The organism is Comamonas sp. CMM03 (genome assembly GCF_019218715.1).
GTDB classification, from domain to species: domain Bacteria; phylum Pseudomonadota; class Gammaproteobacteria; order Burkholderiales; family Burkholderiaceae_C; genus Comamonas; species Comamonas terrigena.
In genome coordinates, this window is sequence record NZ_JAHUXB010000002.1 from 710,419 (window position 1) to 736,080 (window position 25,662).

20 protein-coding genes are annotated in these 25,662 nt (G+C 68.4%); 4 read left to right on the plus strand and 16 right to left on the minus strand.

Annotated elements, in window-relative coordinates; genetic code table 11:
* Positions 1-185 precede the first annotated feature (185 nt).
* From KW830_RS10120 to KW830_RS10135, 4 genes are all read right to left on the minus strand, one after another.
* The gene (locus KW830_RS10120; protein ID WP_255578262.1) at positions 186-1,604 is read right to left on the minus strand and encodes an MmgE/PrpD family protein; all 1,419 of its coding nucleotides are present in this window, start codon (positions 1,602-1,604) and stop codon (positions 186-188) included.
* Positions 1,605-1,723: 119 nt separating this feature from the next.
* Positions 1,724-2,905, minus strand: coding sequence for an acyl-CoA dehydrogenase family protein (locus KW830_RS10125; RefSeq protein ID WP_218333045.1), 1,182 nt, complete (start codon positions 2,903-2,905; stop codon positions 1,724-1,726).
* Positions 2,906-2,956: 51 nt separating this feature from the next.
* Entirely contained in the window at positions 2,957-3,760 is an 804-nt protein-coding gene (locus tag KW830_RS10130) for an enoyl-CoA hydratase/isomerase family protein (protein WP_066540186.1), read from the minus strand.
* 14 nt (positions 3,761-3,774) lie between these two features.
* Complete coding sequence (locus tag KW830_RS10135) at positions 3,775-4,944, minus strand: CaiB/BaiF CoA-transferase family protein (protein WP_218333046.1); 1,170 nt, start codon at positions 4,942-4,944, stop codon at positions 3,775-3,777.
* A 130-nt stretch (positions 4,945-5,074) separates the two neighbouring features.
* Between KW830_RS10135 and KW830_RS10140 the strand changes: the two genes are divergently transcribed.
* A complete protein-coding gene (locus KW830_RS10140; protein ID WP_218333047.1) occupies positions 5,075-5,899 on the plus strand; it encodes a GntR family transcriptional regulator in 825 nt (274 codons plus the stop codon).
* A gap of 18 nt (positions 5,900-5,917) precedes the next feature.
* On the opposite strand, the gene KW830_RS10145 is transcribed toward KW830_RS10140, so the two are convergent.
* Positions 5,918-6,826 (minus strand): DMT family transporter, encoded by a 909-nt coding sequence (locus tag KW830_RS10145; protein WP_066540177.1) that lies wholly within the window; start codon positions 6,824-6,826, stop codon positions 5,918-5,920.
* Between the two features lie 151 nt (positions 6,827-6,977).
* Here KW830_RS10145 and KW830_RS10150 point away from each other — a divergent pair, with 151 nt between their 5' ends.
* A complete protein-coding gene (locus tag KW830_RS10150; protein WP_218333048.1) occupies positions 6,978-8,342 on the plus strand; it encodes a PLP-dependent aminotransferase family protein in 1,365 nt (454 codons plus the stop codon).
* Here KW830_RS10150 and KW830_RS10155 read toward each other — a convergent pair.
* From KW830_RS10155 to KW830_RS10190, 8 genes are all read right to left on the minus strand, one after another.
* Positions 8,336-8,755 (minus strand): VOC family protein, encoded by a 420-nt coding sequence (locus KW830_RS10155; RefSeq protein ID WP_218333049.1) that lies wholly within the window; start codon positions 8,753-8,755, stop codon positions 8,336-8,338. The two genes, KW830_RS10150 and KW830_RS10155, sit on opposite strands and share 7 nt — an antisense overlap.
* Positions 8,756-8,908: 153 nt before the next feature.
* A complete protein-coding gene (locus KW830_RS10160) occupies positions 8,909-9,340 on the minus strand; it encodes a DUF4087 domain-containing protein (RefSeq protein ID WP_218333050.1) in 432 nt (143 codons plus the stop codon).
* Positions 9,324-9,773: a DUF2809 domain-containing protein gene (locus KW830_RS10165; protein ID WP_218333051.1), complete on the minus strand. Its 450-nt coding sequence runs from the start codon at positions 9,771-9,773 to the stop codon at positions 9,324-9,326. The genes KW830_RS10160 and KW830_RS10165 overlap by 17 nt, the downstream gene beginning before the upstream one ends.
* A gap of 127 nt (positions 9,774-9,900) precedes the next feature.
* Positions 9,901-12,801 (minus strand): Hsp70 family protein, encoded by a 2,901-nt coding sequence (locus KW830_RS10170; protein WP_218333052.1) that lies wholly within the window; start codon positions 12,799-12,801, stop codon positions 9,901-9,903.
* A gap of 11 nt (positions 12,802-12,812) precedes the next feature.
* Complete coding sequence (locus KW830_RS10175; protein ID WP_225608838.1) at positions 12,813-13,193, minus strand: Fur family transcriptional regulator; 381 nt, start codon at positions 13,191-13,193, stop codon at positions 12,813-12,815.
* 70 nt (positions 13,194-13,263) lie between these two features.
* Positions 13,264-14,448: a DUF1624 domain-containing protein gene (locus KW830_RS10180; protein WP_370626108.1), complete on the minus strand. Its 1,185-nt coding sequence runs from the start codon at positions 14,446-14,448 to the stop codon at positions 13,264-13,266.
* 178 nt (positions 14,449-14,626) lie between these two features.
* A complete protein-coding gene (locus KW830_RS10185; RefSeq protein WP_218333053.1) occupies positions 14,627-16,603 on the minus strand; it encodes an Hsp70 family protein in 1,977 nt (658 codons plus the stop codon).
* 3 nt (positions 16,604-16,606) lie between these two features.
* A complete protein-coding gene (locus KW830_RS10190) occupies positions 16,607-17,284 on the minus strand; it encodes a DUF2760 domain-containing protein (protein WP_218333054.1) in 678 nt (225 codons plus the stop codon).
* Positions 17,285-17,933: 649 nt separating this feature from the next.
* Here KW830_RS10190 and KW830_RS10195 point away from each other — a divergent pair.
* Both KW830_RS10195 and KW830_RS10200 read left to right on the plus strand, forming a co-directional pair.
* Positions 17,934-18,803: a hypothetical protein gene (locus tag KW830_RS10195; RefSeq protein ID WP_225608839.1), complete on the plus strand. Its 870-nt coding sequence runs from the start codon at positions 17,934-17,936 to the stop codon at positions 18,801-18,803.
* Positions 18,804-18,925: 122 nt separating this feature from the next.
* Entirely contained in the window at positions 18,926-19,630 is a 705-nt protein-coding gene (locus KW830_RS10200; RefSeq protein ID WP_066540159.1) for a riboflavin synthase, read from the plus strand.
* Between the two features lie 79 nt (positions 19,631-19,709).
* Here the strand turns inward: KW830_RS10200 and KW830_RS10205 are convergent, their stop codons facing one another.
* From KW830_RS10205 to KW830_RS10215, 3 genes are all read right to left on the minus strand, one after another.
* Positions 19,710-22,199, minus strand: coding sequence for a heavy metal translocating P-type ATPase (locus tag KW830_RS10205; RefSeq protein ID WP_218333055.1), 2,490 nt, complete (start codon positions 22,197-22,199; stop codon positions 19,710-19,712).
* Positions 22,200-22,291: 92 nt separating this feature from the next.
* Complete coding sequence (locus KW830_RS10210) at positions 22,292-24,031, minus strand: biotin carboxylase N-terminal domain-containing protein (protein ID WP_218333056.1); 1,740 nt, start codon at positions 24,029-24,031, stop codon at positions 22,292-22,294.
* Positions 24,032-24,040: 9 nt separating this feature from the next.
* Complete coding sequence (locus KW830_RS10215) at positions 24,041-25,657, minus strand: urea amidolyase family protein (protein WP_218333057.1); 1,617 nt, start codon at positions 25,655-25,657, stop codon at positions 24,041-24,043.
* Positions 25,658-25,662 lie beyond the last annotated feature (5 nt).

A 25,662-nucleotide genomic window follows, 5' to 3' on the forward strand; every position in this document is an offset into this window, starting at 1 on the left:
CGTTCATCGTTGGCATACGGCGCACCGGGTTCGCATGCGTCCGGCGGCAGCAGCCAGCACGGACGGCCTCACTTTCGGTCTTCCACCGCCGGTGGGCGGCTGCTGCAGCGCGGGGCATGCGGTCCTTGTGGGGCCGGTGCACGGCACGCGCCTTGCAGGAGGTATCAGGGACTCGATAGCCTCCTTCAGAGATGCTGCGCCAGCGCGCGGACGTCGGGCATCTGGGCCAGGCTGCGCACGGCGTCGTACAGCGCGGCGCCATCGCACGGCAGGCCGCTGTAGGCCACGCAGTCCAGGAACTTGCTGCGCAGCGCCTCGGCACTGAGCGGGTACATGGCATGGCCTTTGGGAAAGCGGATCTCTCCGGTCTCCAGCCGCCGGCCGTCGCGCGTGGTGATGCGCACGCTGTCGGCCACAGAAAACGCCGGATCGACCGGGTCGCTGCGCTCGGTGGTGTGCACCTGCACCTTGGCCATCAGCGCCTGCATGTCAGTGCGCTGGGTGAAAACGTCGGTCAGCTGCGCCAGGCCCACGTCGCCGGCCACCAGGGCGCAGGCCACATCGAACTCGATGCTGAACTTGGCCTCCAGCCCGCTCACCGGGCGGTGGTTGCGCAGCATGCTGGCCTGGGCATTGCCAATGGTCACATCCACGCGCTGCACATCCTGGGGCTGCAGCCCATGGGCTGCCTTGAGTTGCAGCACGCCGTCGATCACGCGGTGGCCCGAGTAGCACACCGGATAGCACTTGATCGACAGCCCCCAGCTCAGCAGCCGGGGAACACCGCCGATGGTGGCCGGGCGCTGCAGATCGCATTCACCGCTTGGCGACAGCGCGGCAAGGAAGCCGGCATGGTGCTCGAACACATCGGTGGCCGCCGTCATGCCCAGTTGTGCCAGCCGCACGGCATCGATCGCCGCCGCCGCCGCACGGCCCGCGTGCCAGGGTTTGGCCATGGTGCCGAAATTGGCCACCAGCCCTGCCGCCGAACTGGCAGCCAGCGACAGCGCCTGGGCCACCTGGCCTTCGGTCAGTGTCTCCCGGTTCAGGTAGGCCACGCCGGCCGCCGCACCCACCACGCCGAACACGCCGGTGGGGTGCCAGCCCTTGAGGTGGTACTGCCCGCTTTCGCGGCTGAACAGCTCGGCCCAGACCTCGTAACCGACCACATAGGCACGCAGCAGTTCGGCGCCGCTGGCGCCCAGGCGGTGGGCCTCGGCCCACAGCGTGGGCACCAGCACCGTGCTGGGGTGGGCCGACATGGCCACATCGTCATAGTCCAGCGCATGGCCGGCCACGGCATTCACCAGGGCCGCCTGGGCGGTGCCCAGCAACTGCTGCAGCGACGGAGCCGGCGCCTCGGCAGGGCCGGTGCCGCTGGCCGCCAGATGAGCCCGCACGATGCGCACCACCGGCTCGTTCTGGCCCGCCAGCAGCGTGGCCAGCGTGTCCAGCGTGCCGGTCAGCGCCAGGGCACAGGCTGCAGCCTCCTGGCCGCCAAAGTGCGGCGCCCGCACATAGCGCGCCAGCGCCTGCGTCAGCGGCAAGGAGGTCTTCAAGCGGGCAGGCGGCGCCGCCACCGGTGTCATTTCAGCTATCGGCATCGTGTTGCTCCATGGCGCTGCGCGCCCTCAGCCCGCCCCGAAACCGGGACCGCCCCTGCCGGGGCAATGTGATCGACGGACACTGTGCAGCAGCCCAGAGGAAACGTCATCTCCATTCCTCAGTACGACCGGGGCATGCCCAGGATGTGCTCACCCACATAGGACAGGATCAGGTTGGAGGAGATCGGCGCCACCTGGTAGAGCCGGGTTTCGCGCCATTTGCGCTCCACGTTGTATTCGGTGGCAAAGCCAAAGCCACCATGGCTTTGCAGACAGGCTTCGGCCGCGTGCCAGGAGGCTTCGGAGGCCAGCAGCTTACCCATGTTGGCATCTTCGCCGCAGGGCAGGCCGGCCGCAAACCGGGCACAGGCACGGCGCAGCACCAGATCGGCGGCCTGCATTTCGGCGTAGGCCTTGGCGATGGGAAACTGCACCCCCTGGTTCTGGCCGATGGGCCGATCGAACACCCGGCGTTCGCTGACGTACTGCACCGCCGTGTCGGTGAACCAGCGCGCATCGCCAATGCATTCGGCGCCCACCAGAATGCGCTCGGCATTCATGCCGTCCAGAATGTATTTCAGCCCCTTGCCTTCCTCGCCGATCAGGCTGCTGGCCGGAATGCGCATATTGTCGAAAAAGATTTCGGTGGTGTTGTGGTTCACCATGGCCGGCAGCTTGCGGATCTCCAGCCCCTTGCCCTTCAGCTGGCGCATGTCCACCAGAAAGACCGACAGACCGTCGCTCTTGCGGGCGCAGTCCTCCAGCGGTGTGGTGCGCGCCAGCAGCAGCATCAGGTCGGAGTACAGCGCCCGCGAGGTCCAGACCTTCTGGCCATTGACCACATAGCTGTCACCCTCGCGCACGGCACGGGTCTTGAGCTTGGTGGTGTCCGATCCGGTGGTGGGCTCGGTGACGCCAAACGCCTGCAGGCGCAGCGTGCCGGCGGCAATCTGCGGCAGGTACAGGTCTTTTTGCGCCTGCGAGCCGTGGCGCAGCACCGTGCCCATGGTGTACATCTGGGCGTGGCAGGCGCCGGCATTGCAACCGCTGGCATGGATTTCCTCCAGGATCACGGCCGCCGCGCGCAGCGGCATGCCGCTGCCGCCGTACTCCTCGGGAATCAGCGCCCCCAGAAAACCGGCGTCGGTCAGCGCCTGGACAAATTCCGACGGGTAAGCGCCGGTCTCCTCCAGCGTGCGCCAGTAGGCACCCGGAAAGTCGGCGCAGACGCGGCGTACGCTGTCGCGGATGTCGGCATAGTCGGTACCGGCTTCGATGTGGACCACGGCAGATTCGGTCATGGCTGTCCTCGCACTGTCAATTGGCTGTTCAAACACGGGCTCCCGGGGGTGTCACTGCCCCGTGAAAACGGGGGGACGCTTCTCGTTGAAGGCACGCACGCCTTCCATGCGGTCCTGGGTGCCCACCAAGTGGTTGTAGGCTTCCACCTCGAAACGGTAGGCCGTGCGCAGCTCCATCTGGCCGCCATAGCGCACCGATTTCTTGATCTGCCGCACTGACAGCGGCGCGTTGCCGGCAATCACCGCCGCCGTCTCGTGCGCCCGTTCCAGCACTTCGCCCATGGGGTAGACGCTGTTGGCCACACCCCACTCCAACGCCTGGGTGGCGGACAGCGGCCTGCCGGTCAGCAGCAGCTCCTTGGCCCGGCGCTCGCCCACGGCGCGGGGCAGGTTCTGCGTGCCACCGGCGCCCGGCATGATGCCCAGCGTCACCTCGGGCAGGGCAAAGCGCGCCACCTCGCTGGCATAGACAAAGTCGCAGCACAGCGCCATTTCCATGCCGCCGCCATAGGCGTGGCCGTTGACGGCGGCCACTACCGGCAGCGGCAGGTCGGTCAGCGTCCAGTACATCCGCTCGAACAATTCGTGCTGCAGCTGCCACTGGCGCTGCGTCATGCCGTTGCGCTCCTTCAGATCGCCTCCGGCACAGAAAATCCGCCCCCCCGCACCGGTCAGCACCACGCAGCGCACCGGGCCGGCGTCCTCGGTCAGCGCGCTCCACAGCTGCAGCAGTTCGCGCCCCATCTGGGTGTTGAGGGCATTGCCCGCATCGGGGCGGTTCAGTGTCACCTGCAGCACGTGCGGGCCCACGAGCGCCACATCCAGCGTCTCGTAGGCGGTGTTCACAACATCCATCCATGGCTCCTGTGTCATGCCAGCTCCGGAAAAAGCAACTGCTGGGTATGGGCGCCCAGCGCAGGCGGGGCGCTGCGCACACGCGGGCGCTGACCGTCCAGGCTCAGCGGCAGCGCCACAAAGCGCATGCCGGTACCGGGCACGGGATGCACCAGGTCCAGCGCCTGGGTCTGGGCGTGCTCCAGCATCTGGCCCACCGTATTGACCGGGGCACAGGGGACGCCGGCGGCTTCCAGCGCCTCCACCCAGTGGGCGGTGGGTCGGGCTGCCACCAGCGGGTCGATCAGGCGGTACAGCGCCTCCTGGTGCGCCACGCGCTGCGGGTTGTCGATGAAGCGGGCCTGCGTGGCCCATTCCGGGTGGCCCAGCACGCCGCACAGGCGCTGGAACAGCGCATCGCTGCCGGCAGAGATCACCACCTCCCCGTCCCGTGTGGCATAGGCCTTGTAGGGCGCAATGCCGGGCGCTCCCGAGCCCTGCTTTTGCACCTGCTGGCCGCTGGCCATGACCTGGCCGGCCAGCAGCGATACCCAGGTGGCAGCGGTCTCGAACAGCGAGACGTCCACCGTCTGGCCATCCCCCGTCTGGTGACGGCGGTGCAGCGCGGCCAGGATGCCGATGGCCCCCCACATGCCCGTGCCCATGTCAACGATGGACGGTGCCACACGCACCGAAGCCCGGCCCGGCTCGCCGGTGGTGCTCATGATGCCGCCGAAGGCCTGCATCAGCGGGTCGTAGCCCGGGCGGTCCTTGAGCGGCCCCACCGCACCGAAGGCCCCCAGGTTGCAGTAGATCAGCGACGGCTTGTCTGCCCGCAGCGTGGCCGCATCCAGGCCCAGCTGCTGCACATGGCCGGGGCGCAGGTTCTGGATGACCACATCCGCGCGCTCGGCGATCAGACGGCGCAACGCCGCCACCTCCTGCGCACCGCGCAGGTTGCAGACCACCGACTGCTTGTTGCGGTTCAGCGCCTGGAAATAGGCGCCCTCGCCTTCCCAAAAAGGCGGACCCCAGCGGCGTGCATCGTCACCTTCGGCTTTTTCCACCTTGATGACCTCGGCGCCCATTTCGGCCAGGATCAGTCCGGTGAACGGTGCTGCCACGCTGTGACCCAGTTCCACCACCACCAGCCCCTGGAAAGGCTGGGCGGGTGGCGGTGAGGACTGGAGAGGGGGGAGAGACATGGCCGGGCACTTTCAAATCCGATGCATGAAAATGTAATGTACGTACATTTAAAACAATGTACGGACAAACCCGCTTTGACATGGCTTAACCTGTCCGCAGCATTGCGTTCTCTGCGACACTGCACCCCGCATGCCCCGAACCGCCACGCCCTCCTCGCACACTGCCTCCCGCACGGCCAAACGCCCTGTGGCTGCCGATGGCCCGCTCTACCAGCAGCTCTACCAGCAGCTGTGCGCCGCCATCCAGAACGGGCAGTACCCCGTGCACAGCAGCTTTCCCACGGAAGTCCAGCTCTGCGCCCAGTACGGCGTCAGCCGCCACACGGTGCGTGAAGCCACGCGCCGCATGGTGGAGGAAGGCCTGATCAGCAAGCAGCCCGGCGCGGGCAGCGTGGTGCGGGCCACCCAGCCGGTGGTGCCGTATGTGCTGACCTCGGAGAGCACCTTCCAGGATGCGATGACCTATGGCGATAGCACGCGTCTGGAAGTGCTGGCCAGCCAGCGCAAGGAGGCCGATGCCGCCCTGGCCGCCATCCTGCACTGCCCCCAGCGATCGGTGTGGATGGAACTGACCGCCATGCGCCACCCCACGGGACAGGTCAGTCCCATGTCGTACTCGCAGATCTACCTGCGCCCGGCATTCGCTGAAATCATTGCCCACCTGCATGGCGACCACCCCAGCATCTACACGCTGCTGAAGACGCTGTGCGGCGTAGAGGCGGACAGCATCCGCCAGCGCATCGAAGCCGACCTGATGCCCGATCCCGCGCTGCACCTGCTGCGCCTGCCCGCCGGCAGCCCGGCCCTGCATGTGGTGCGGGCCTATTACGACACCCAGGACCAGTTGCTGGCCGCCTCGGTCAACTGGTACATCCCTGCGCGCTTTCGCATGGAAACCACCTGGCGCCGCGAAGACGGCGGTGCGCCGGTGGCGCATTCCATCACCGCGCGCTGAGGCGCGCTGCACGGCAGATCACGCCACCCGCTTGGCCCCGGCCACGCAGGCGATCACGGCCACGGTCACCGCCAGCATGGCCGGGCTCACCGCCTCACCCAGCAGCCAGGCCGCTAGCGCCAGCCCCAGCAAGGGCTGCAGCAGCTGCAACTGCCCCACGGCCGCAATGCCGCCCTGCGCCAGGCCCCGGTACCAGAAGACAAAGCCCAGCCACATGCTGAACAGTGCCACATAGGCCAGCCCCCACCAGGCCGGGGCGCGCACGGCGCTCAGGTCAGCAGGCCACAGCCACAGGGTGAGCGGCAGCATCACCGGCAGCGAGAGCACCAGCGCCCAGCTGATCACCTGCCAGCCGCCCAGGCTGCGCGAGAGCTTGGCCCCTTCCGCATACCCCAGGCCACAGACCGCCACGGCCAGCAGCATCAGCCCGTCGCCCACAAACGACGTCTCCCCCCCTTGCTGCCAGGCGGCCCACAGCGCAAACCCCAGCACCAGGGCCGCGCCCAGCAGCGACAGCGCCCAGAACGCCGGCCGCAGGCGCTCACCGCCGCGCCACACACCGCACACCGCCGTGCACAGCGGCAGCAGCGCCACCAGCACAATCGAATGCGCCGCCGGCACATGCTGCAGCGCCAGCGCCGTCAGCAGCGGAAAGCCCAGCACCACGCCCCCCGCCACCACAGCCAACGACGCCATCTGGGAGCGCGCCGGGCGCGGTTGCCGGCACCACAGCACCACCACCAGTGCCAGCAACCCGGCAATGCTGGCACGCGCCACCGTCAGCCACACCGGCGGCAGATCCAGCACCGCCAGCCGTGTGGCCGGCAGTGAGCCGCTGAAGATCACCACCCCGATCAGGCCGTTGAGCCAGCCTTGGGAACTGTGGACAGGGGTGGACGCCGAAGCAGCTTGGGCGGAAGAGGTCATGGCAGTGGAACGCGGTGCAACAGGAACAAGGCCGCCATGCTAGGCACACAACCCAATACAATCAAAAAATTGTCATGCATACAAAGCCGCTGCGATGGTTGCGATGGTTGCGATGGTTGCGATGGCTGCGATGGCTGCGCTGATCTGCCCCATGGCCACCACTTCCCTGTCCCGCACCTCCCGCTACCAGACCGTGGTGGACCGCCTGGCCGCCGCCATCCGCAGCGGCCAGCTGCCGGCCGGCACGCGCCTGCCCACGCACCGCCAGCTCGCGGCCCGCGAAGGCCTGGCCCTGGTCACTGCCAGCCGCGTCTATGCCGAGCTCAGCGCCATGGGCCTGGTCAGTGGCGAAACCGGGCGTGGCACCTTCGTCAAGGAAACCGCACTGCCGCCGGGCCACGGCATCGACATTCCGCCCGCTGCGCTGGGCAGTGTGGACCTGAGCTTCAATGTACCGACCTTGCCCAACCAAGCCGAACTGCTGCGTACTGCGCTGCGCCAGCTGGCCCTGACCGGCGACCTGGAAGCCCTGCTGCGCTACCAGCCCCATGGCGGCCGCCCCCGCGACCGCGCCGCCGTGGCCCAGCACCTGCGTGCACGCGGCCTGCAGGTCAGCGGTGAGCAGGTGGTGCTGGTGGACGGCGCCCAGCACGGCCTGACCGTGGCGCTGATGGCGCGGCTTGCGCCCGGCGATGTGGTGGCCGTGGACGCACTCACCTACCCCGGCTTCAAGCTGCTGGCGCAGCAGCTGCACCTGGAGCTGCTGCCCATTCCCGCCACACCGCAAGGGCCCGACCTGGCCGCGCTGCAGCAGCTGTGCCGCCAGCGCAGCGTGCGTGCGCTCTACACCATGCCCACGCTGCACAACCCGCTGGGCTGGGTGCTGCCCCTTGCGCAGCGCCTGCAGCTGGTGGAGCTGGCGCGTGCGCACGATCTGGTGCTGATCGAAGACGGCGCCTATGCCTACTTGGCCGACCCGGCCCCACCGCCGCTGGCAGCACTGGCGCCGGAGCGCACGGTGTATGTGTCCGGTTTTTCCAAGAATGTGGCGGCCGGTCTGCGGGTGGGCTTTGCCACCGCGCCGTTGGACTGGGTGCCCGCGCTGGAGCGCGCCATCCGCGCCACCACCTGGAACACCCCGGGCGTGATGGCCGCCATCGCCTGCGGCTGGCTGGAAGACGGTACCGTCACCCGGCTGGAAACGCACAAACGCGAAGACGCCGCGCTGCGCCAGCAACTGGCGGCCCGCGTGCTGGGCACGCTGCTGCCCGGTCTGCCCCGGGTCCACCACCCGCAGTCCTACTTTCTGTGGCTGCCGCTGCCGCCCGAAGTGCGTGCCGACCAGATTGCGGCGGCCCTGCTGCTGCAACGGATAGCAGTCTCCACGGCCGAGCCGTTCGCCACCACCGCCCAGGTGCCGCATGCCCTGCGCCTGGCGCTGGGATCGGTGCCGCTGGACGTGCTGGAGCCAGCGCTGCGCCAGGTGGGACAGGCCATCGCGGACGCCAGCTACTGAACCCCGCCCTGGCCCCTGTGCTCCACGGCGTCCGAGACCTGGTCCGACGCAAAGCGCAGCCGGTTGCCGTCCGGATCGGTCAACAGAAATTCCCAGCTTCCCCAGGGCGTGGCCTCCAGCGGATTGGTGGGCCAGATGCCCCGCGCCTCGAACGCTGCCAGCGTGGCGCGCGCATCGGGCACCACAAAGTAGACGGCACCGCCCACCTCGCAGTCGCCACGGTGCTGGGTCAGAAAAATCAGCTGCCGGCCCGCACCGCTGTCGCGGGAAAGCTGGGCAAACAAGGGGTAGCCGGGTTCAAAGCGGTGCTCCCAGTCCACCGTGAAACCCAGCCCGTCCACATAGAACTGCAGGCTGCGCACCGCGTCGGTCATGCGCAGTTGGGGAATCACGGTCTGGGTCGGCATGGTCATGCAATCACTCCTGCAGGGACAACGGTAGGTGGGCACACAGCGCACCCGGAACGGGCTTGCCGGCACACCGCGGCAGCCATCGTAGCGGCTTGCATGCGGGCGGCGACGCAGATGCGGCCAAGCGCCCGGCACCGGTGCAGCGCAGTGCGCCGCTCACTCCGGCCGCAGCGGCTCGCGCAGATGACGGTCCTGGCGGCAAGCGGCCAGCGGTCTGGCCCGGGCCGACAGAATGCGCTCCACCTTCTGGCTGCGGGCGTCGGCCACCACGCGCAGACAGGCGCAGCCGTAGCCGTAGCCGTAGCCGTAGCCGTAATAGCCATTGGTGCGCACCCATTGCGCGTCGGTGAAGCTGGGCCAGTCCCCTTCGGCCTGCTGGCCGCCTTGGGAACCCACGGTCCAGCTGCCGTCGCGGTCGTTCAACCAGGCATTGGACGGTGTGGGGTTTTCCCACCAGCCGCAGCGCAACTGGGACGCCGAGGCTGCGTCCGCCGTCCCGGCCTGCGCCGGGAGCAAACCCCATGCACCCCAGAGGCTGGTGCACAGTGCCAGCACTGCGGCACGGCGCCAGTCAACACCGCGCCGCATGGCCACTCCCCGGCACGCGGCGGGCCGCCACGCATACCCAGACCCCATCCACCGCCGCCCCCAGTGCAATGCCCACCCCATAAGCCACCAGATCCAGCGGATCAAAGCCATTGCCCAGCACCAGATACGCCAGCTTGTTGGCGCGCAGCGCCTGCATCCAGGGGGCCTGGTAGAGCTGCAGAAATTCAATGCCAAACGCGATGGCCAGCGACCATGCCACCAGCCGGGTGCGCGGCATGGCCGGCTGTACCCAGGCCACACACAGCAACACCACCCAGGCCCAGAGTGCATCGCCGGGGTAGTTGCCCAGCGCCGCCGGAAACGGCACCAGGCCACGCCGGGAGGCCAGGCCCAGGGCAATGACCAGCAGCGCCAGCAGCACCAGGGCAAGGCGGCTGCGCCTGGGCATCGAAAAAGGGCCCACCACAGACATCACATCCCCCCCTTTTTGTTCATTTTCGTGTGCGCCAGGGCGCGGGCGGCCGCTTGGGTCTGCAGTTGCCCAGCCTCCCGCCATCCAGACTGGCGGGAATGGCCGCCGCCGTCGGCACCCTCCGCCCTCACAGCAACACCACCCCGGGCGGCAGGCTGTCCCCCAGGCTGCGCTTCTGGTCTTCGGCGTCCATCTGCACCACCTGCTCCACCATGGCCACCCAGCGCTGGGGCGCACCGCTGGCCCGCATTTTCTCCAGCACCTGGGCGCGCAGCGCATCCGGCAGATCGCGTGCACGGTCGCCCGTCATCCGGGCCATTTGCACCGCGGCAAACATCGCGGTGTCGTTCTTGCGCCAGTCCTGGGCCAGGGTGGCGCTCAGAAACTCCTGTGCGGCCTCGGGTGGCATCACCAGGTGCGCATTGGCGGCCAGCGGCTGGCGCGCGGCCAGACGGCCGATGGCCCACCAGGTCTGCACCGATTCACCCTCGCGTTGGAGCCGCTGCAGCATCCACTGGCCCATTTCCTGGCGGTACTGCCAGGGCACGGCCTCCATGGCGGCAAACAGGCGCAGCATGTCGTCATAGCTGCCATGGCTGCTTTTTCCACCGCTGCGTGCCGTCTGCTGCACGGCCTTCTGCATGTGGCCGGCCACATCTTCCAGCAGCGCCAGTTGCTGCGCCGCATCCAGGCCCGCAGCCACGCGCCGCCAGAACACCCACCATTCGGTCCAGTTGGCGGCCTCCTTGGCATGGGCCAGCCCCTGGGCATACAAGGCCCAGACCTGCTCCATGCGCCAGCTGTCCAGCTGCGCCCCCACGCCGGGGCGTAGGCACCAGCCGGACAGATTCAGCCACACGCGTTCATGCTCGGGCGTGCGGCGCCGGCGCTTGGCCCGCGCCTGCAGCGCGTCGAACAGCGTGCGCAGCGCCGCCACCTCCCAGCCCTCGCGTGGGCCGAGCAGCTTTTCCAACGACTGGCGCAGCTGGCGCACCTCCTTGGCGCCCACTTCCTGGGCCTGGTTGCCAAAGATGCGTTCGATCCGGGCCACGGCCTGGGGCAGGTGCTGCGCCGTTCTGTCCCCGCCCTGCGGGCTCTCCGGGCCTTCTGCCGGCACGGGCGCAGCGCCGACATCCACGGCATGGCCGCCAGCACGCACATGGAAGGGCAGCAGCCAGGACTGGGCGGTATCCGCCACCGCCACGCAGCGCACTTCCAGCGTGCCGACCTCGCTCATGCAGGCCTGCAACTGCACCTCGATCTGCGCAGTGCTGTGGCCCTCCGGCGCCGGCAGCACGGTGGCAATGGGAGGCAACTCCACCCAGCCCTCGCCGTGCAGCGCCGCCAGCTGTCCAGCCTGCGCCGGCAGGTTGCCGCTGTGCGCCACCAGGCTGAAGCGCACGGCCTGCCCCAGCTTGAGCGCAAAGCGCCGACCGGAGAGCACCATGCGCACGCCTTCTTCCGTGCCGCGCGGCAGCAGGCACAGGCCTTGCGGGGCCGCGCCCTTTTTGCCCGGCAGCACCAGCCAGTAGCTGCGCGCCGCACCGCCGCCGATCACCGGCAGGGCCGCGGCCGCCGGCTTGCGGGTGGCGATCGTTTCTGTGACGCCTTCCGTGCGTTCGGGAGTCTGTTCGGAAAGTGCATCGTGTGCAGCATGCTCCTGCTGCGTACGCACCAAGCCATGGGCTGCCGCGCCACGCGCCACGGCCCAGTCCGGGTGGGGGTTGTGCAGCACCCGCACGGGGCTGCCGCGCCAGGCGGTCAGCTGCTGCGTGAGCCGCTCCACCATCGCATGCGCATGGAACACGCCGCCGTTCAGCAGCACAGTGTCGGGCCAGGTGCCGCCGGCATGCTGGGCCAGGAACTGCGCCAGATGCCGTGTGATGGCCGCATCCGCCGGATACGGCAGGCCAAAACCGCGCAGCGCACCCTGGCGCTTGCCGGGCTGGTCGGTGACCTGTGCAGGCGGCAAAAAGCCTTCCACCACCCACTGCTGCACCTGCACACGGGTCAAGGTGGCGGATTGCGTGGCCGCCAGCAGGCGGCTGCCGCCCCCCAGCAGGGTGATGCGGGCATGTTCCGGCGCATCGGCGGCCAGCAATTGTTCCTTGGCCACGCGGCAGCGCTGCACCAGCTGGGCAAAACGCTGCGCAGGCAGGCGCTGGCCTCCGTCCGCAAACTGCGGCTCCAGCTGGTGGGCCAGCACCAGATCCATGTTGTCACCGCCCAACATCAAATGCTCGCCCACTGCGGTGCGGGTCAAGGTGGGCAGGCTGCCATCCGGTGCGCCGGTGGCGGCAGCCTCGACGCGGATCAAGGTCAGATCGGTGGTGCCGCCGCCCACGTCCACCACCAGCACCAGGCGGCTGTCCGCCAGCTGCTGCGCCCATTGCGCGCCTTGCAGCACCAGCCAGTCGTGGAACGCGGCCTTGGGCTCTTCCAGCAGCTGCACGCCAGGCAGACCGGCCTGCGCTGCCGCCTCCAGCGTCAGCGCCCGCGCGCCTTCGTCAAACGATGCCGGCACCGTCAGCACCACGATCTGGTCCTGCAGCGGCGCGGCGGGATGGGCCTGGTCCCAGGCCGCTTTCACATGGGCCAGGTAGGACGCAGAGGCCGCCAGCGGCGAGACCTGGGTTACATCTTCTGCGGCTCCCCAGGGCAGGATGGGTGCCGTACGGTCCACGCCGGGGTGGGACAGCCAGCTTTTGGCACTGGCCACCAGGCGACCGGGGACCGCCGCGCCCAGATCCCGCGCCCAGCGGCCGATGACGGCCGGCGCATCGGCCGATGCCCCCTGCGGCGGCCAGGGCTGCTGCCAGGCCTCGCCCAGCTCACCCGGCGCAGCCTGGTAGCGCACCGAGGGCAGCAGGGGCAGCAGCGCCACCTCGCCCGCCGTGCTGCGCTGGGGAATGTGCAGCAGTGCAATCTCGGCAGCCGTGCCGCGCACGGGCACGCTGGCCACCACTGTGTGGCTGGTGCCCAGGTCGATACCAACGACAAAGGCCGCAGACGCGGAAGGCCGGGTCACGCCGCGCGCCTTCAGGACGGCTGGGCCGCGCAGTCGCTGCAGCGGCCATAGAGCGTGATTTCGTGGCCCTCCACCACAAACCCTGCCGGGGCCAGCCCCGCCAGATTGCCAGGGCAGGCGTGCACATCGAACACCCGCTGGCACTGCTTGCACTGAAAGTGGTGGTGGTGGCCGTGGTGGGCCACCTCGTACATGGGGCTGCGCCCGGGCAGGTGCACCTCGCGCAGAACGCCCTCTTCCGCCATGGCCTTGAGGGCGCGGTACACCGTGGCAATGCCCAGGCCCGGCAGCGTGGCCTGGGCCAGTTCCAGCACATCCGGCGGTGCCAGCGGCCGGTCGGCCTGCGTCATGGCCTGCTGGATGGCGGTGCGCTGCTTGGTGGATCGTTGCATGGAAGACGTCATGGCGGGGGCTGCTTCAAGGAAGCGGTATTGTGCCGCCGCCGGCACCGCCGACGCCGGCCTACAGGTACTTGAGCCATGCCAGGTCGCGCCGGCGCTGCTTGAGCCCGGCAAACCAGCGCACCGCAGGGTACAGCGCCACGGCCAGCACGGCGGCCAGCACCCACAGCCACAGCAGGTGGTCCAGGCCGAACAGCTGCCCCTGGTTGGTCCCCCAGACGGCCACGGCCGCCAGGTACATGAACTTCAGCACATACAGGTGCAGCACGTAGAAGAACATGGGCGCCGCGCCCAGCGTGGCCAGCGGCTGCAGCCAGGGGCGGCCGGCACGCGCCTCGAATGCGTGCAACAGCAGCAGCCCGACCCCCTGCGTCAGCAACAGGAACAGCAGCGACGGCGGGTACTTGGTCACATTGAACCAGGACATGACCGTGTACAGCGTGCCGGCACCGGCCTGCCAGGGCGCATCGCCATACACGTTCAGCGTGCGCAGCACCCCAAAGCCCAGCAGACAGGCCGCGCCCGCCACCAGCAGACGGTGCTGCCGTTGTGCCGCCGCGCAGGCCCTGCCAAACCAGGGGCCGATGCCATAGCCCAGGGCGATCACGCCGATCCAGGGCAGCACCGGGTAGGAGGTGCGCAGCTGCACCCCGGCCAGTTCCAGCCAGCCCCGGTCATGCAGGATGGCCCAGGGTGCGTGCAGCAGATGGCCGGCGGGGAAATGCAGGCCGTCGAGCAGGTTGTGCCCGGCCACCAGCACCGCTCCCAGCAGCAGCAAGGCCTGGCGCGGCAGAAACACCAGCACCGACAGCGCCAGCATGGACAGGCCGATGGCCCAGATCACCTGCAGGAACACCTTGGCCGGTGGAAACTGGAAGGTCCAGGCAAAGTTGACCACCGTCACCTCCAGCAGCACCAGGAACAGGCCCCGCCGCCACAGAAAGCCCGAAGCCGCCGCCCGCGCCTGCCCGGCATCGGCGTGGCGGCTGGCGTACAGATAGGCGCCCAGCCCGGTCAGAAACACAAACACCGGGGCGCACAGATGGGCCAGCATGCGCGGAAAGAACAGGCCCGGCGGCGTATCGGCCACCACCATCGGATCCGGCACCTGCAGATGCAGATAGAAGGTCTCGCGCACATGGTCCAGCAGCATGAACAGCATGACCAGTCCCCGCAGGGCGTCAATCGATTGCAGCCGGCCAGCACCGGGCAGCGCCAGCGGCGCAGAAGCGGAAAAGGTTTTCACGTTTTATTGATAAAGATTTATCAATATCATACAGAGCGCCATTTCATATGCCTTGGCATGCAAGGCCAGGCCCCTGCTGGCAGGCAGGGCATTGGCGATCTCCGCACGGCCGCCAGCTCCCACCAAAAAAGCCCGCAGACCCATAGGCCAGCGGGCTTTTTCACCAGGGACAGCCGCTTCAGGCGGCAGCGTCGGCGGCGGTCTCCGCACGCACGTCGAACTCCACCTTCCAGCGTTCGGTTCCGCCCACCGGCACGGCATTCAGCTCCAAGGTGCCGATATCCGTCACGCGCGCCTGCAGGGTCACCGGCACGACCTCGCCGGCCACACGGCCTGCTGCCGGCAGGTTCAGCTCGATCTCCTGCAGCTCCACCAGTTCCTCCGGCCCCCAGAAGTCCAGCATGGTGCCCACGGTATCGGCACGGCGCACGCTGGAGCCAAAGAAGCGCAGGCGCACGGGCTCGCCCACGACCAGACCGAACTCCTCGTCAGGCAGCGCCACTTCCGAGCCCTCTTCCATGCCAAACGGCACCAGGCACAGCGCGGACAGCGGCGGCTCCATGCCGGGGATGGCGGGCATGTTCGACTCCACACCGACGTAATACGACTGGGCCGTGCCGCCGCGGATGCGCACGCCGCGGCCGCTGGTGGCGATATGGCCGTAGTAGGCCGCGCCACGTGCCACGGCCAGGTCCAGATTGGCACCGTCCAGCAGGCGGGCGGGCGCGCAGGCTTCATCGTCCAGCCAGCCGTTGATGACCTCGACAATGCGCTGCTCGATCTGCCCGGCCTTGAGCACGCCACCATTGAACAGAATGGCCGTGGGGTGCAGGAAGGTGGAACCGTCCACCTGGTCGCCGTCCAGGCCGTCGATGTCGGCCAGGGCATTGACCTGGCGGGTCAGGAACGCGGCCAGATGGCGCGTGACCGCCGCATCCTGGGCATAGGGCAGGCCCAGCTGGGTGAGCGCGCCCCGGGCGCGGGTCTTGGGTTTGTCGCTGACGGCCACCTTGGGGAAGAAGCCTTCGACCAGCATGGCCAGCACTTCGTCGCGCGTGACTTCGGTGCGGATGCTGCCACCAATGAGCTTGCTGCCCCGGCTGGGCACCACCACCGGCACGGACTGCAGCGCCGCATCGGCCAGCAGTTGCTCCTTGGCACTGCGGCAGCCATGGGCCAGCGCGCGGGTCTGCCAGGCATCCAACTGTTTGCCTTCCTGCGCCAGCTTGCGCGCCACACCGTAGGCCAGGGCCAGGTCCATGTTGTCGCCGCCCAGCAGAATGTGCTCGCCCACGGCAATCCGTTGCAGCTCCAGATTGCCCTCGCGCTCCAGCACGGCGATCAGCGACAGGTCAGTGGTGCCGCCACCCACGTCCACCACCAGGATGATGTCGCCATGCCGGACCTGCTTGCGCCACTGGCCGCCGCTGGCCTGGATCCAGCTGTACAGCGCTGCCTGGGGCTCCTCCAACAGGGTCAGCCGGTCAAAGCCGGCGGCCTTGCAGGCCTCGGCCGTCAGCTCGCGCGCTGCAGGATCGAACGATGCGGGAATGGTGACGGTGATGTCCTGCTCGGCAAACGGGGCCTCGGGATGGGCCTGCTCCCAGGCCCAGCGCAGGTGCTCCAGGTAGCGGATGGACGCGGTCAGCGGCGAGATGCGGCTGACTTCCTCGGGCGCATCGGGCGGCAGAATGCCTGCGCGGCGGTCCACGCCAGGGTGGCACAGCCAGCTCTTGGCGCTGCTGACCAGCCGGATGGGCGTGGCCGCACCGCGGCTGCGGGCGAACTCGCCGGTGATGAAGTCCTGCGCGACCGCGCCGGGCAGGCGGCGCTCGGCCTCGGTCAGCTCGCTCTCGTGCGGCAGGTACAGAAAGGACGGCAGCAGCGGCTTGGCTTCCACGCTGGCGGGCCCCGTCAGCTGGGGAATCTCCAGCACGCCCTGCACCACGGTTTCACCGTCGCTGGCCGCCCTGTTCACATAGGACAGCGCGCAGTGCGTGGTGCCCAGGTCGATGCCGATGCTGTAGCGGGCGGGCGCAGCGGACGGAACGGGTGCGGGGGTCGTGGTGGCCGTAGCGGGCGCGGGAGCAGCAGCGGACATAGAGCCCGCAGGCTGGGCCGCACCGGATGCGGCGATGGAGGCAAACACGCTCATGGTTTACAGCTCCACTTCGGCCTGCGCCAGCACCTTGGCGGCCTGGCTGTCGGTCAGCTGGGGCAGCTTCACCTCGGTGACCTGCCAGCCACGGTGGCCCAGGGTACCGGTGAACGGAGCCTGGCCGACCACATTGCCGGTCAGGCGCACGGCGGTCGCGTCAAAGCCCGCCTCCAATGTGATGCGGGCGCCTTCGGCTTCGCTGCGCACCGGGGCAATCGCGAAATGCTCGCGCAGCACCTTGCGGCAGCCTTCGTGCACCACCCGGGCGGCTGCGCCGATTTCCGCATCGGTGTAGGGCGCCACATCTTCCTGGATGAAGTCGACAAAACGGGCTTCCCGCTGCATCAGGCCCAGCAGTTGCAGGGCGGCCGCGTGGTTGGGCACCTCAATGGTCTTCTCAACCAGTTTTTCCACCAGCTTTTCGACAGGCACTTCCACCCGCTTTTCGACCGTCTTTTCAACGATCTTCTCCACGGGCACTTCCACACGGACTTCCACCACCTTTTCGACCGGCACTTCAACGCGCACTTCCGTGGGCTGGACGTCGGCGGCCAGGGCTTCGCCGGCGCGCACGCGGCGCACATCGGCCGCCAGGCGGCCGTCGCCCAGAATGGCAAAGAAGCTGCCGATTGCAATCGCGATGCGGCTGAAGAAAGAAGGGGGCTGGTTGGATGGCATGGCAGGGTGCGCAGTCGCGCGCAATAGGGGCCGGCTGCAGCGGACAACCACCGGCACCCAAGGCCGGAAGGAGACTGCAACCCGCAAAAACAGGGAACGCGGTGGCATGCCGCGCACACACGCCGGGCGGTGCGGTTGTTACAAACAACGGCCACCCCAGCGGTGCGCGCGCCCGCAAGGGCCGTGATGTTACCCAAAGCAGGCAATACCTGTCCGGGTGCAGGTATCGCCCAGACGGTCATCGGCGGACCGATTTGTAACAGTGATACCGCAGCGCCCCGTGCCGAAAAAGCAGGCAGGGCATAATTTGCAGCAGTTTCCCCCCCATGGTCTGCACCCACCTTCCCCTTTCTGCCCGCCTGCGCCGCGCTGCCCTTGCTGCAGTGCCGCAGGTGCGTGCCTGTGTGCTGCGTGCCCTGCACACCCGCCGCCATGGCGTGCCGACCGCCTTTGTCAGCCTCAGTGGCGTTACGGCCATGCTTTCCGCCGCCGTGCGGAAGGCATAAGGCACACACAGTCCCTTTCCTCCGCACGGCCTCCACGACTTGCACATGCAAAGGCGCATGCGCGCAGCCACGGCCCCACCACGCCCGCAGGCCGCGCCACGCGCCCATTTCCCCCACGGAATGGACGAGGTTGAACAATGGACATGGAACTGACCCAAACTTTCTTGCGCGGCAAGAACCCCTGCGCCATGGGGTACCGCTGGTTTGTGCGCAACAACCTGGGCGGTGGCGACTACCAGGCGGCCATGGACACCCAGGTGGCCGCCGGCCGCGTGGACGACGCACGCTGGCTGCTGGAGAACTTCGGCCCCACCAACACCGTGCTGGAGCTGGAGCATCTGGAGGCCGATAACCTGGTCTACGCCGGCACGCTGATCGTGCATGGCGACGTGCGCGTCAGCGGCCAACTGCTGGTGGGGCGCAGCCTGCAGGTGGGCGGCGGCATACGCGCCGGCACGCTGGAAGCGGGGGAAAACATCCACAGCGGCGGCGCCATCTTCTGCGGCGAACTGCTGCAGGCCGGCAATGCCATCAAGGCCGCCTGGAGCGTGGAAGTGCAAGGCGCCCTGCGCGCCGCAGACCTGCGCACCGGCTGGGAACTGCGCTGCGGCGGCGATGTGACGCTGCAAGGACAGGCCCACATCGGCCAGGAAGTGGACGTGCAGGGGGCCCTGCACTGCGGCAAGGGCCTGCGCGCGGGCGGCCGCATTGCCGTGCAGGGCCTGCTGGACGCAGGCCATGGCATTGCCACCCAGGACAGCCTGGACTGCGGCAACCACATCCAGGCGGGTTGGGGCATCAAGGCGCTGGGCGACATCCGCGCCGCCTGCAGCATCCGCACGGGCGAGACCCTGCAGGCCGACGGGGAGATCGCCGCCGGTCCCGGCTACGGCGTATTTGCCGGCATGAATGTACAGATGGAGGCCTGGCCGGACTGCGCCTGGGTGCGGGCGCTGAAAAAACCGCTGGGGCTGGTCAGCGGCCACTGGGATGGCGCCGCACTGGCCGCCTGAGCGGCTGCCGCATTGGCAACAGGGCCAAGACCGCCGTGCGCCAGGGCCGCGGGCACAATAAGCGTTTTGCACCATGGCTACCGCGCGCAAGCGCTGCGGCCGCGTCCCAAGGAAACCCACCCGTGTTCACCGGCATCATTCAGGCCGTGGCAACCATTGCCGCGCTGCGCGACCAGGACGGTCTGCGCACCTTCACCATGGAATTCCCCGAAGGCTTCTGCCAGGACCTGGCGGTGGGCGCCAGTGTCTCGCACGACGGCGTCTGCCTGACCGTGACAGAAAACCTCTCGCCCACCAGCGCCACCTTCGACGTGATGCAGCAAAGCCTGGCCATCACCACGCTGGGCAGCTACAAGGCCGGCGCCCATGTGAATGTGGAGCGTGCCGCCAAGGACGGCGCCGAAATCGGCGGCCACCCGCTGTCCGGCCATGTGGACTTCACCGCGCCGCTGCTGGACATCGTGCGCACCGACACCAACCACAAGATCCGCTTCGGCATTCCCGAAGCCTTTCGCCCCTATGTGTTTGCCAAGGGCTATATCGCCGTCAACGGCGCCAGCCTGACAGTGGCCGAGGTGAACCGCAAGGAAGGCTGGTTCGAGGTCTGGCTGATTCCCGAAACGCTGCGCATGACCGTGTTCGGCAGCAAGCAGGTGGGCGATCTGGTCAACATCGAGATCGAACGCAGCACCCAGGTGGTGGTGGACACGGTGCGCGAAACCGTGGAAGCCAGCCTGGGCCGCTTGAAGCCCGTGCTGGAAGCGCTGCTGAAAGAAAAGGGGCTGAGCCTGGACGACTTCATCGACGTGCCCAAGCTGCCGTCCTGACCCCGGACTGCCCTTCTCTCCAGCGCTTCCCCGGAAGCGCTTTTTTCATGCCGCAGCCGCGCCCCGGCAGCCTGCGGTCTTACAACGGTGCCTTGAACCGCTTGAGCCGCAGCGCATTGGAGAGCACAAACACGCTGGACAACGCCATGGCCCCGGCCGCAAACACGGGCGACAGCAGCGTGCCGTTGAACGGGTACAGCAGACCCGCCGCCACGGGGATCAGCGCCACGTTGTAGGCAAAGGCCCAGAACAGGTTTTCACCGATGTTCTTCATCGTGGCCTTGGACAGCGCAATCGCATTCGGCACGCCCGACAGGTCGCCCGACATCAGCACCACATCGGCCGCCTCGATCGCAATGTCGGTGCCCGTGCCAATGGCAATGCCCACATCGGCCTCGGCCAGCGCGGGGGCGTCGTTGATGCCGTCCCCCACATAGGCCAGCGTGCCGTGCTCGGCCTTCAGGCGCTGCACGGTCTCCACCTTGCCGCCGGGCAGGACCTCGGCCACCACTTCGTCAATGCCCAGTTGCCGGGCAATCGCTTCGGCGGTGTGGCGGTTGTCGCCGGTGATCATCGCCACCTTCAGACCCAGCGCATGCAGCGCCTCAATCGCGGGCCGGGTCGTGGGCTTGATGGGGTCGGCCACGGCAATCATGGCAGCCAGCCTGCCATCGATGGCCGCATACAGCGGCGTCTTGCCTTCGCCGCCCAGGCGCAGCGCCTCGGCCGCAAAACCGTCCACACCCAGGCCCAGTTCGCGCATGAAGCGGTCCGCGCCGATCTCCACCCGGTGGCCGTCGACCACCGCGCGCACGCCAAAGCCGGTGACGGATTCAAACCCGCTGATCGCCGGGATCTGCAGACCTTCGGCACGCGCCGCATCCACGATGGCGCGGGCAATCGGGTGCTCGCTGCGGTCCTCCACGGCCGCCACCTGCGCCAGCACCTGGCTGCGCTGCAGCCCATCAGATAGCACCAGATCGGTCAGCTCCGGGCGGCCCTTGGTCAGCGTGCCGGTCTTGTCCACCGCCACCACCTTGGCATCCTTGAGCTGCTGCAGCGCCTCGCCCTTGCGCAGCAGCACCCCCATCTGCGCGGCGCGGCCGGTGCCGACCATGATGGACGTCGGCGTGGCCAGCCCCATGGCGCAGGGGCAGGCAATGATGAGCACGGCCACGGCATTCACCAGCGCAAAGCTCAGCGCAGGCGCTGGGCCCCAGACCAGCCAGACGGCAAAGGTCAGCAGCGCCGCCGCCATCACCGCAGGCACAAACCACATGGTGATCTTGTCCACCAGCGCCTGGATCGGCAGCTTGCTGCCCTGGGCCTGCTCCACCATGCGGATGATCTGCGCCAGCAGCGTGTCGGCCCCCACCTTGGTGGCCCGGAACACCAGGGCACCGTTCTGGTTCACCGTGCCGCCCACGACTTCGGCGCCCACGGTCTTTTCCACCGGCACGGGTTCGCCGCTGATCATGGATTCATCGACAAAGCTCTGGCCCTCGACCACCTCCCCGTCCACCGGAATGCGCTCGCCCGGCCGCACTTCGATCACATCACCGGCATGCACCTGGGCAATGTCCAGCTCCAGCACCGTACCATCGCGGCGCACGCGGGCGGTCTTGGCCTGCAGCTGCACCAGGCGGCGGATGGCTTCGGAGGTATTGCCCTTGGCGCGCGCTTCCATGAAGCGCCCCAGCAGGATCAGCGCCACGATGACGGCGGCCGCCTCGTAGTACACATTCACGGTGCCGGCCGGCAGCCATTGCGGCACAAAGGTGGCCACCACCGAATAGGCAAAGGCGGCCGAGGTACCCACGGCGACCAGCGAATTCATGTCCGGCGCCCCGCGCAGCAAGGCGGGAATGCCTTTTTCAAAGAAGCGGCGGCCCGGGCCGCACAGCACCACGGCCGTCAGTGCAAACTGCAGGTACCAGCTGTTCTGCGTGCCGATGGTATGGGACACCCAATGGTGGAAAGCCGGCACCATGTGGCCGCCCATTTCCAGCAGGAACACGGGCAATGCAAACACCGCGGCAAAAATCAGCGCGCGCTGCAGTGAGGCCCGCTCCTGCGCCTGGCGCTCGGCCGCCGCGTCGTCCACCGCCTTGCCGGAGCCGGCCTGCGGCACCACGCTGGCCTCGTAGCCAGCCTTGGCCACGGCGGCAATCAGCGCCCCCACATCGGTGCCGTCGTTGACCTGCACGGCCGCGCGCTCCGTGGCCAGATTGACACTGGCGCCCTGCACGCCGGGCACTTTCTTCAGCGCCCGCTCGACCCGGCCCACGCAGGACGCGCAGGTCATGCCGCCGACCTGCAGATCCACGGTCTGCTGGGGCACGGCATAGCCGGCCTTCTCGATGGCCGCCACCGCCAACGGCAGGATGGTGGCAGCCTGCGCCGGATCATCCAGCTGCAGGCTGGCTTTTTCCGTAGCCAGATTGACCACCGCCTCCTGCACACCGGGCACCTTCTTGAGCGCACGCTCCACCCGGCCCACGCAGGACGCGCAGGTCATTCCCTCTACGGTGAAATCGAAATGGGCAGGCAGTCTGTTTGCAGCGTTCATCACACTCTCCAAGGTTGTGGAGTATGACTGTAGAGATTGACATCATGTCAATGTCAAGCACGGTGCCCAGCCTGATCTGCCGCCCCTTCCATTCAGCGGATGTGCGCGATCACCGCCCCCAGCGTCTGGGCCGTGCCGGCGGCCGCCGCCAGCGTGATGCGCCCGCTGCAGTGCGCCGTGACCTGCATTTCCATCTTCATGGCTTCCATCACGGCGATCACATCGCCTTCCTGGACCGCATCGCCATCCGCCACCTTCCAGGCGTGCAGATTGCCTGCAATCGGGGACTGCACGGCCGCTGCATCCACCGCCTCCGGGGCAGAAGACACCGACACTGCACCACCAGTGCCTGCGGCCAGCCCTTGCAGCAGCACCGCGGGCAAGCCCAGCTGTACGCGGCGGCCGTCCATCTCGATGGCGGTGCGCACCAGGCTGGCGTCGGGAAGCGGCTCCGCACGCACGGCAGCGGCCAGCGGCTCGGCAAAGCCCGATTCGATCCAGCGCGTGTGCACCTTGAAGCCGTCCTGTCCCACAAAATCCGGGTGCCCGATCACCGCCTGGTGGAAGGGCAGCACCGATGCCACGCCTTCGATCTGGAACTCGCGCAGCGCACGGCGGGCACGGGCCAGGGCCTGTTCCCGCGTGGCGCCCGTCACGATGAGCTTGGCCATCATGGAGTCAAAGCTGCCGGGAATGACCGAACCCGATTCCACCCCGGAGTCCAGGCGCACACCGGGGCCGGATGGCGGAACAAACTTCAGCACCGGGCCGGGCGTGGGCAGAAAGCCGCGCCCCACATCCTCGGCATTGATGCGGAACTCGATGGAGTGCGCGCGTGGCACCGGGGTCTCGGTGACGGACAGCGGCAGGCCGTCGGCCACGCGCAGCTGCTCGATCACCAGGTCCACGCCCGTGGTTTCCTCGGTCACCGTGTGTTCCACCTGCAGGCGGGTGTTGACCTCCAGGAAAGAGATGGCGCCCCCGGCCTGGCCGTTGTCGCTGAGCAGAAACTCCACGGTACCGGCGCCGACATAGCCCGCCTCGGCACAGATCGCCTTGGCGGCGTTGTGGATGCGTGCCCGCTGCTCCTCGGTGATGAAGGGCGCAGGCGCCTCTTCCACCAGCTTCTGGTTGCGGCGCTGCAGCGAACAGTCCCGCGTGCCCATCACCACCACGTGGCCGTGGGTGTCCGCCATCACCTGCGCCTCGATATGGCGGGGCTTGTCCAGGAACTGTTCCACAAAGCACTCGCCGCGGCCAAAGGCGGTCACGGCCTCGCGCACGGCCGATGCATAGAGCTCGGCCACCTCGTCCATGCGCCACGCGATCTTCATGCCGCGGCCACCGCCTCCGAACGCCGCCTTGATGATGATGGGCAGGCCATGCTGCTGTGCAAAGACCAGCACCTCATCGGCGTTCTGCACCGGGCCGGGCGTGCCCGCCACCAGCGGCGCGCCCACCTTCAGCGCAATCTTGCGGGCTTCCACCTTGTCGCCCAACTGGGCAATGGTCTCGGGCCGGGGTCCGATCCAGATCAGGCCGGCATCCAGCACCGCGCGCGCAAAGGCTTCGCTTTCCGACAGAAAGCCATAGCCGGGATGCACCGCATCGGCGCCGGATTTCTGGGCAATCGCCAGCAGCTTGCCGATGTGCAGATAGCTGTCGGCAGGCTGGTCGCCATCCAGGCCATAGGCTTCGTCGGCCGTGCGGGCATGCAAGGCATCGATGTCGGCATTGGCATACACCGCCACGGACTTCACGCCGTAGTCGGCGCAGGCACGGGCAATGCGCACGGCAATCTCGCCGCGGTTCGCTATCAGGACTTTTTTCATACCGCTTCCTCAGTCCGCCACCGCAGGGTTCAACACTGCGAATGCACGAACGGGGTTAAAACGAATCCATGCACCCACCGGGATCTGCCCCGCCAGATCCAGGTGGTGGGGGGCCACACAGCCGATCACCGGGTAGCCCCCGGTCAGAGGGTGGTCCGCCAGGAACAGCACCGGCTGGCCGCTGGCAGGCACCTGGATGGCGCCCAGGGCAGTGCCTTCGCTGGGCAGCTCGCTGGTGATGGCACGCGCCAAGGCCTCGTCACCGGCCAGGCGCAGGCCCACCCGGTTGGACTGGGGCGTGACCTGCCAGCGCTGACTGGCCAGCAGGGCCACGGCCTCGGGCGTGAACCAGTCGGTGCGCGGGCCCAGCTCCACATCCAGCACCACCTCCTGGCCGGGGGCCGGCAGCAGGTCTGGTGCCAGGGCCGCATCGCCCACCACGGCATGCAAGGCCGCTTCCACAGGCAGCAGCTGACCGCTGTGCAGGGCGGGCGGGCCCACCTGGGCCAAGGTATCGGTGGATGCGCTGCCCAGCACCGGGGTCACCCGGTAGCCGCCGCGCACCGCCACATAACAGCGGGCACCGGTCGTGGGCTGCCCCAGGCCCAGGCTGTCGCCATCGGCCAGCGCAATGGCCGCGTACCGCGGCGCATTCCAGCGGCGGCCGGCTGCGGTGGTGATAGTGAGGGGCGCGTCGGCGCCGGTCACGGCCACCACGTTCTCGCCCACGCTCTGCAGCACCAAGCCGCCGCCCACGGTCTCCAGCACCGGCAGGTGGCTGGCATTGCCAACCAGGCGGTTGGCGCTCTTGAAAGCCGCCTGGTCCATGGCGCCGGAAGCCGAAACCCCCTGGCCCGCCTGTCCATGGCGGCCACGGTCCTGGAACACGGTCAGCAACCCGGTGGCACGCACCCGCAGTGCCTGGCCGGTCTCCGCCATGGCTGCGGTGGGCACCGCCGCCGCTGCCTGGACGGGTGCCGCATCCGCCGCGCACGGGTCTGCCCCGGCGCTGACGGTGGAGGCATCGACAAACCGCACGCGGTAGCCCGGCTGCAGCAGCGCGGGCAGGTCACGCGCCAGATCCCACATGGCGGCATCCGTCACGCCGATGATCTGCCAGCCGCCCGGGCTGGCCTGGGGGTAGACCGCGCTGAACGTACCGGCCAGCGCCACCGCGCCCGCCGGCACCTTGGTGCGCGGGGTGGTACGGCGCACCACGTTGAAAATGGGGTCGCCCCCTGACAGATAGGCAAAGCCCGGTGCAAAGCCGGTGAACGCCACCGACCATTCGCTGCCGGTGTGGCGCTGCACCACCTCGTGCACGCTGATGCCCAGCATCTGCGCCACATCGGCCAAGTCTTCGCCGTCATAGCGCACGGGAATTTCCACCAGCACATCCGAGCGCTGCACGCTGCCCTGCAGATTGCGGCCCGCAATTGCCTGCACCAGCTGCGCCGCCGTTACCCGGTGCGGAGCAAAGTACACCAGGATGGTGCGCGCAGCAGGCACCAGCTCCTGCACGCCGTCAATCGGCTCGGCCTGCAGGGACTGGAGCAGCACCAGGGTCTGCTGCAGATCGTCCAGCTCCACCATGAGGGCTTGGCGGTGGACCGGCAGAAAACGCATGCCGC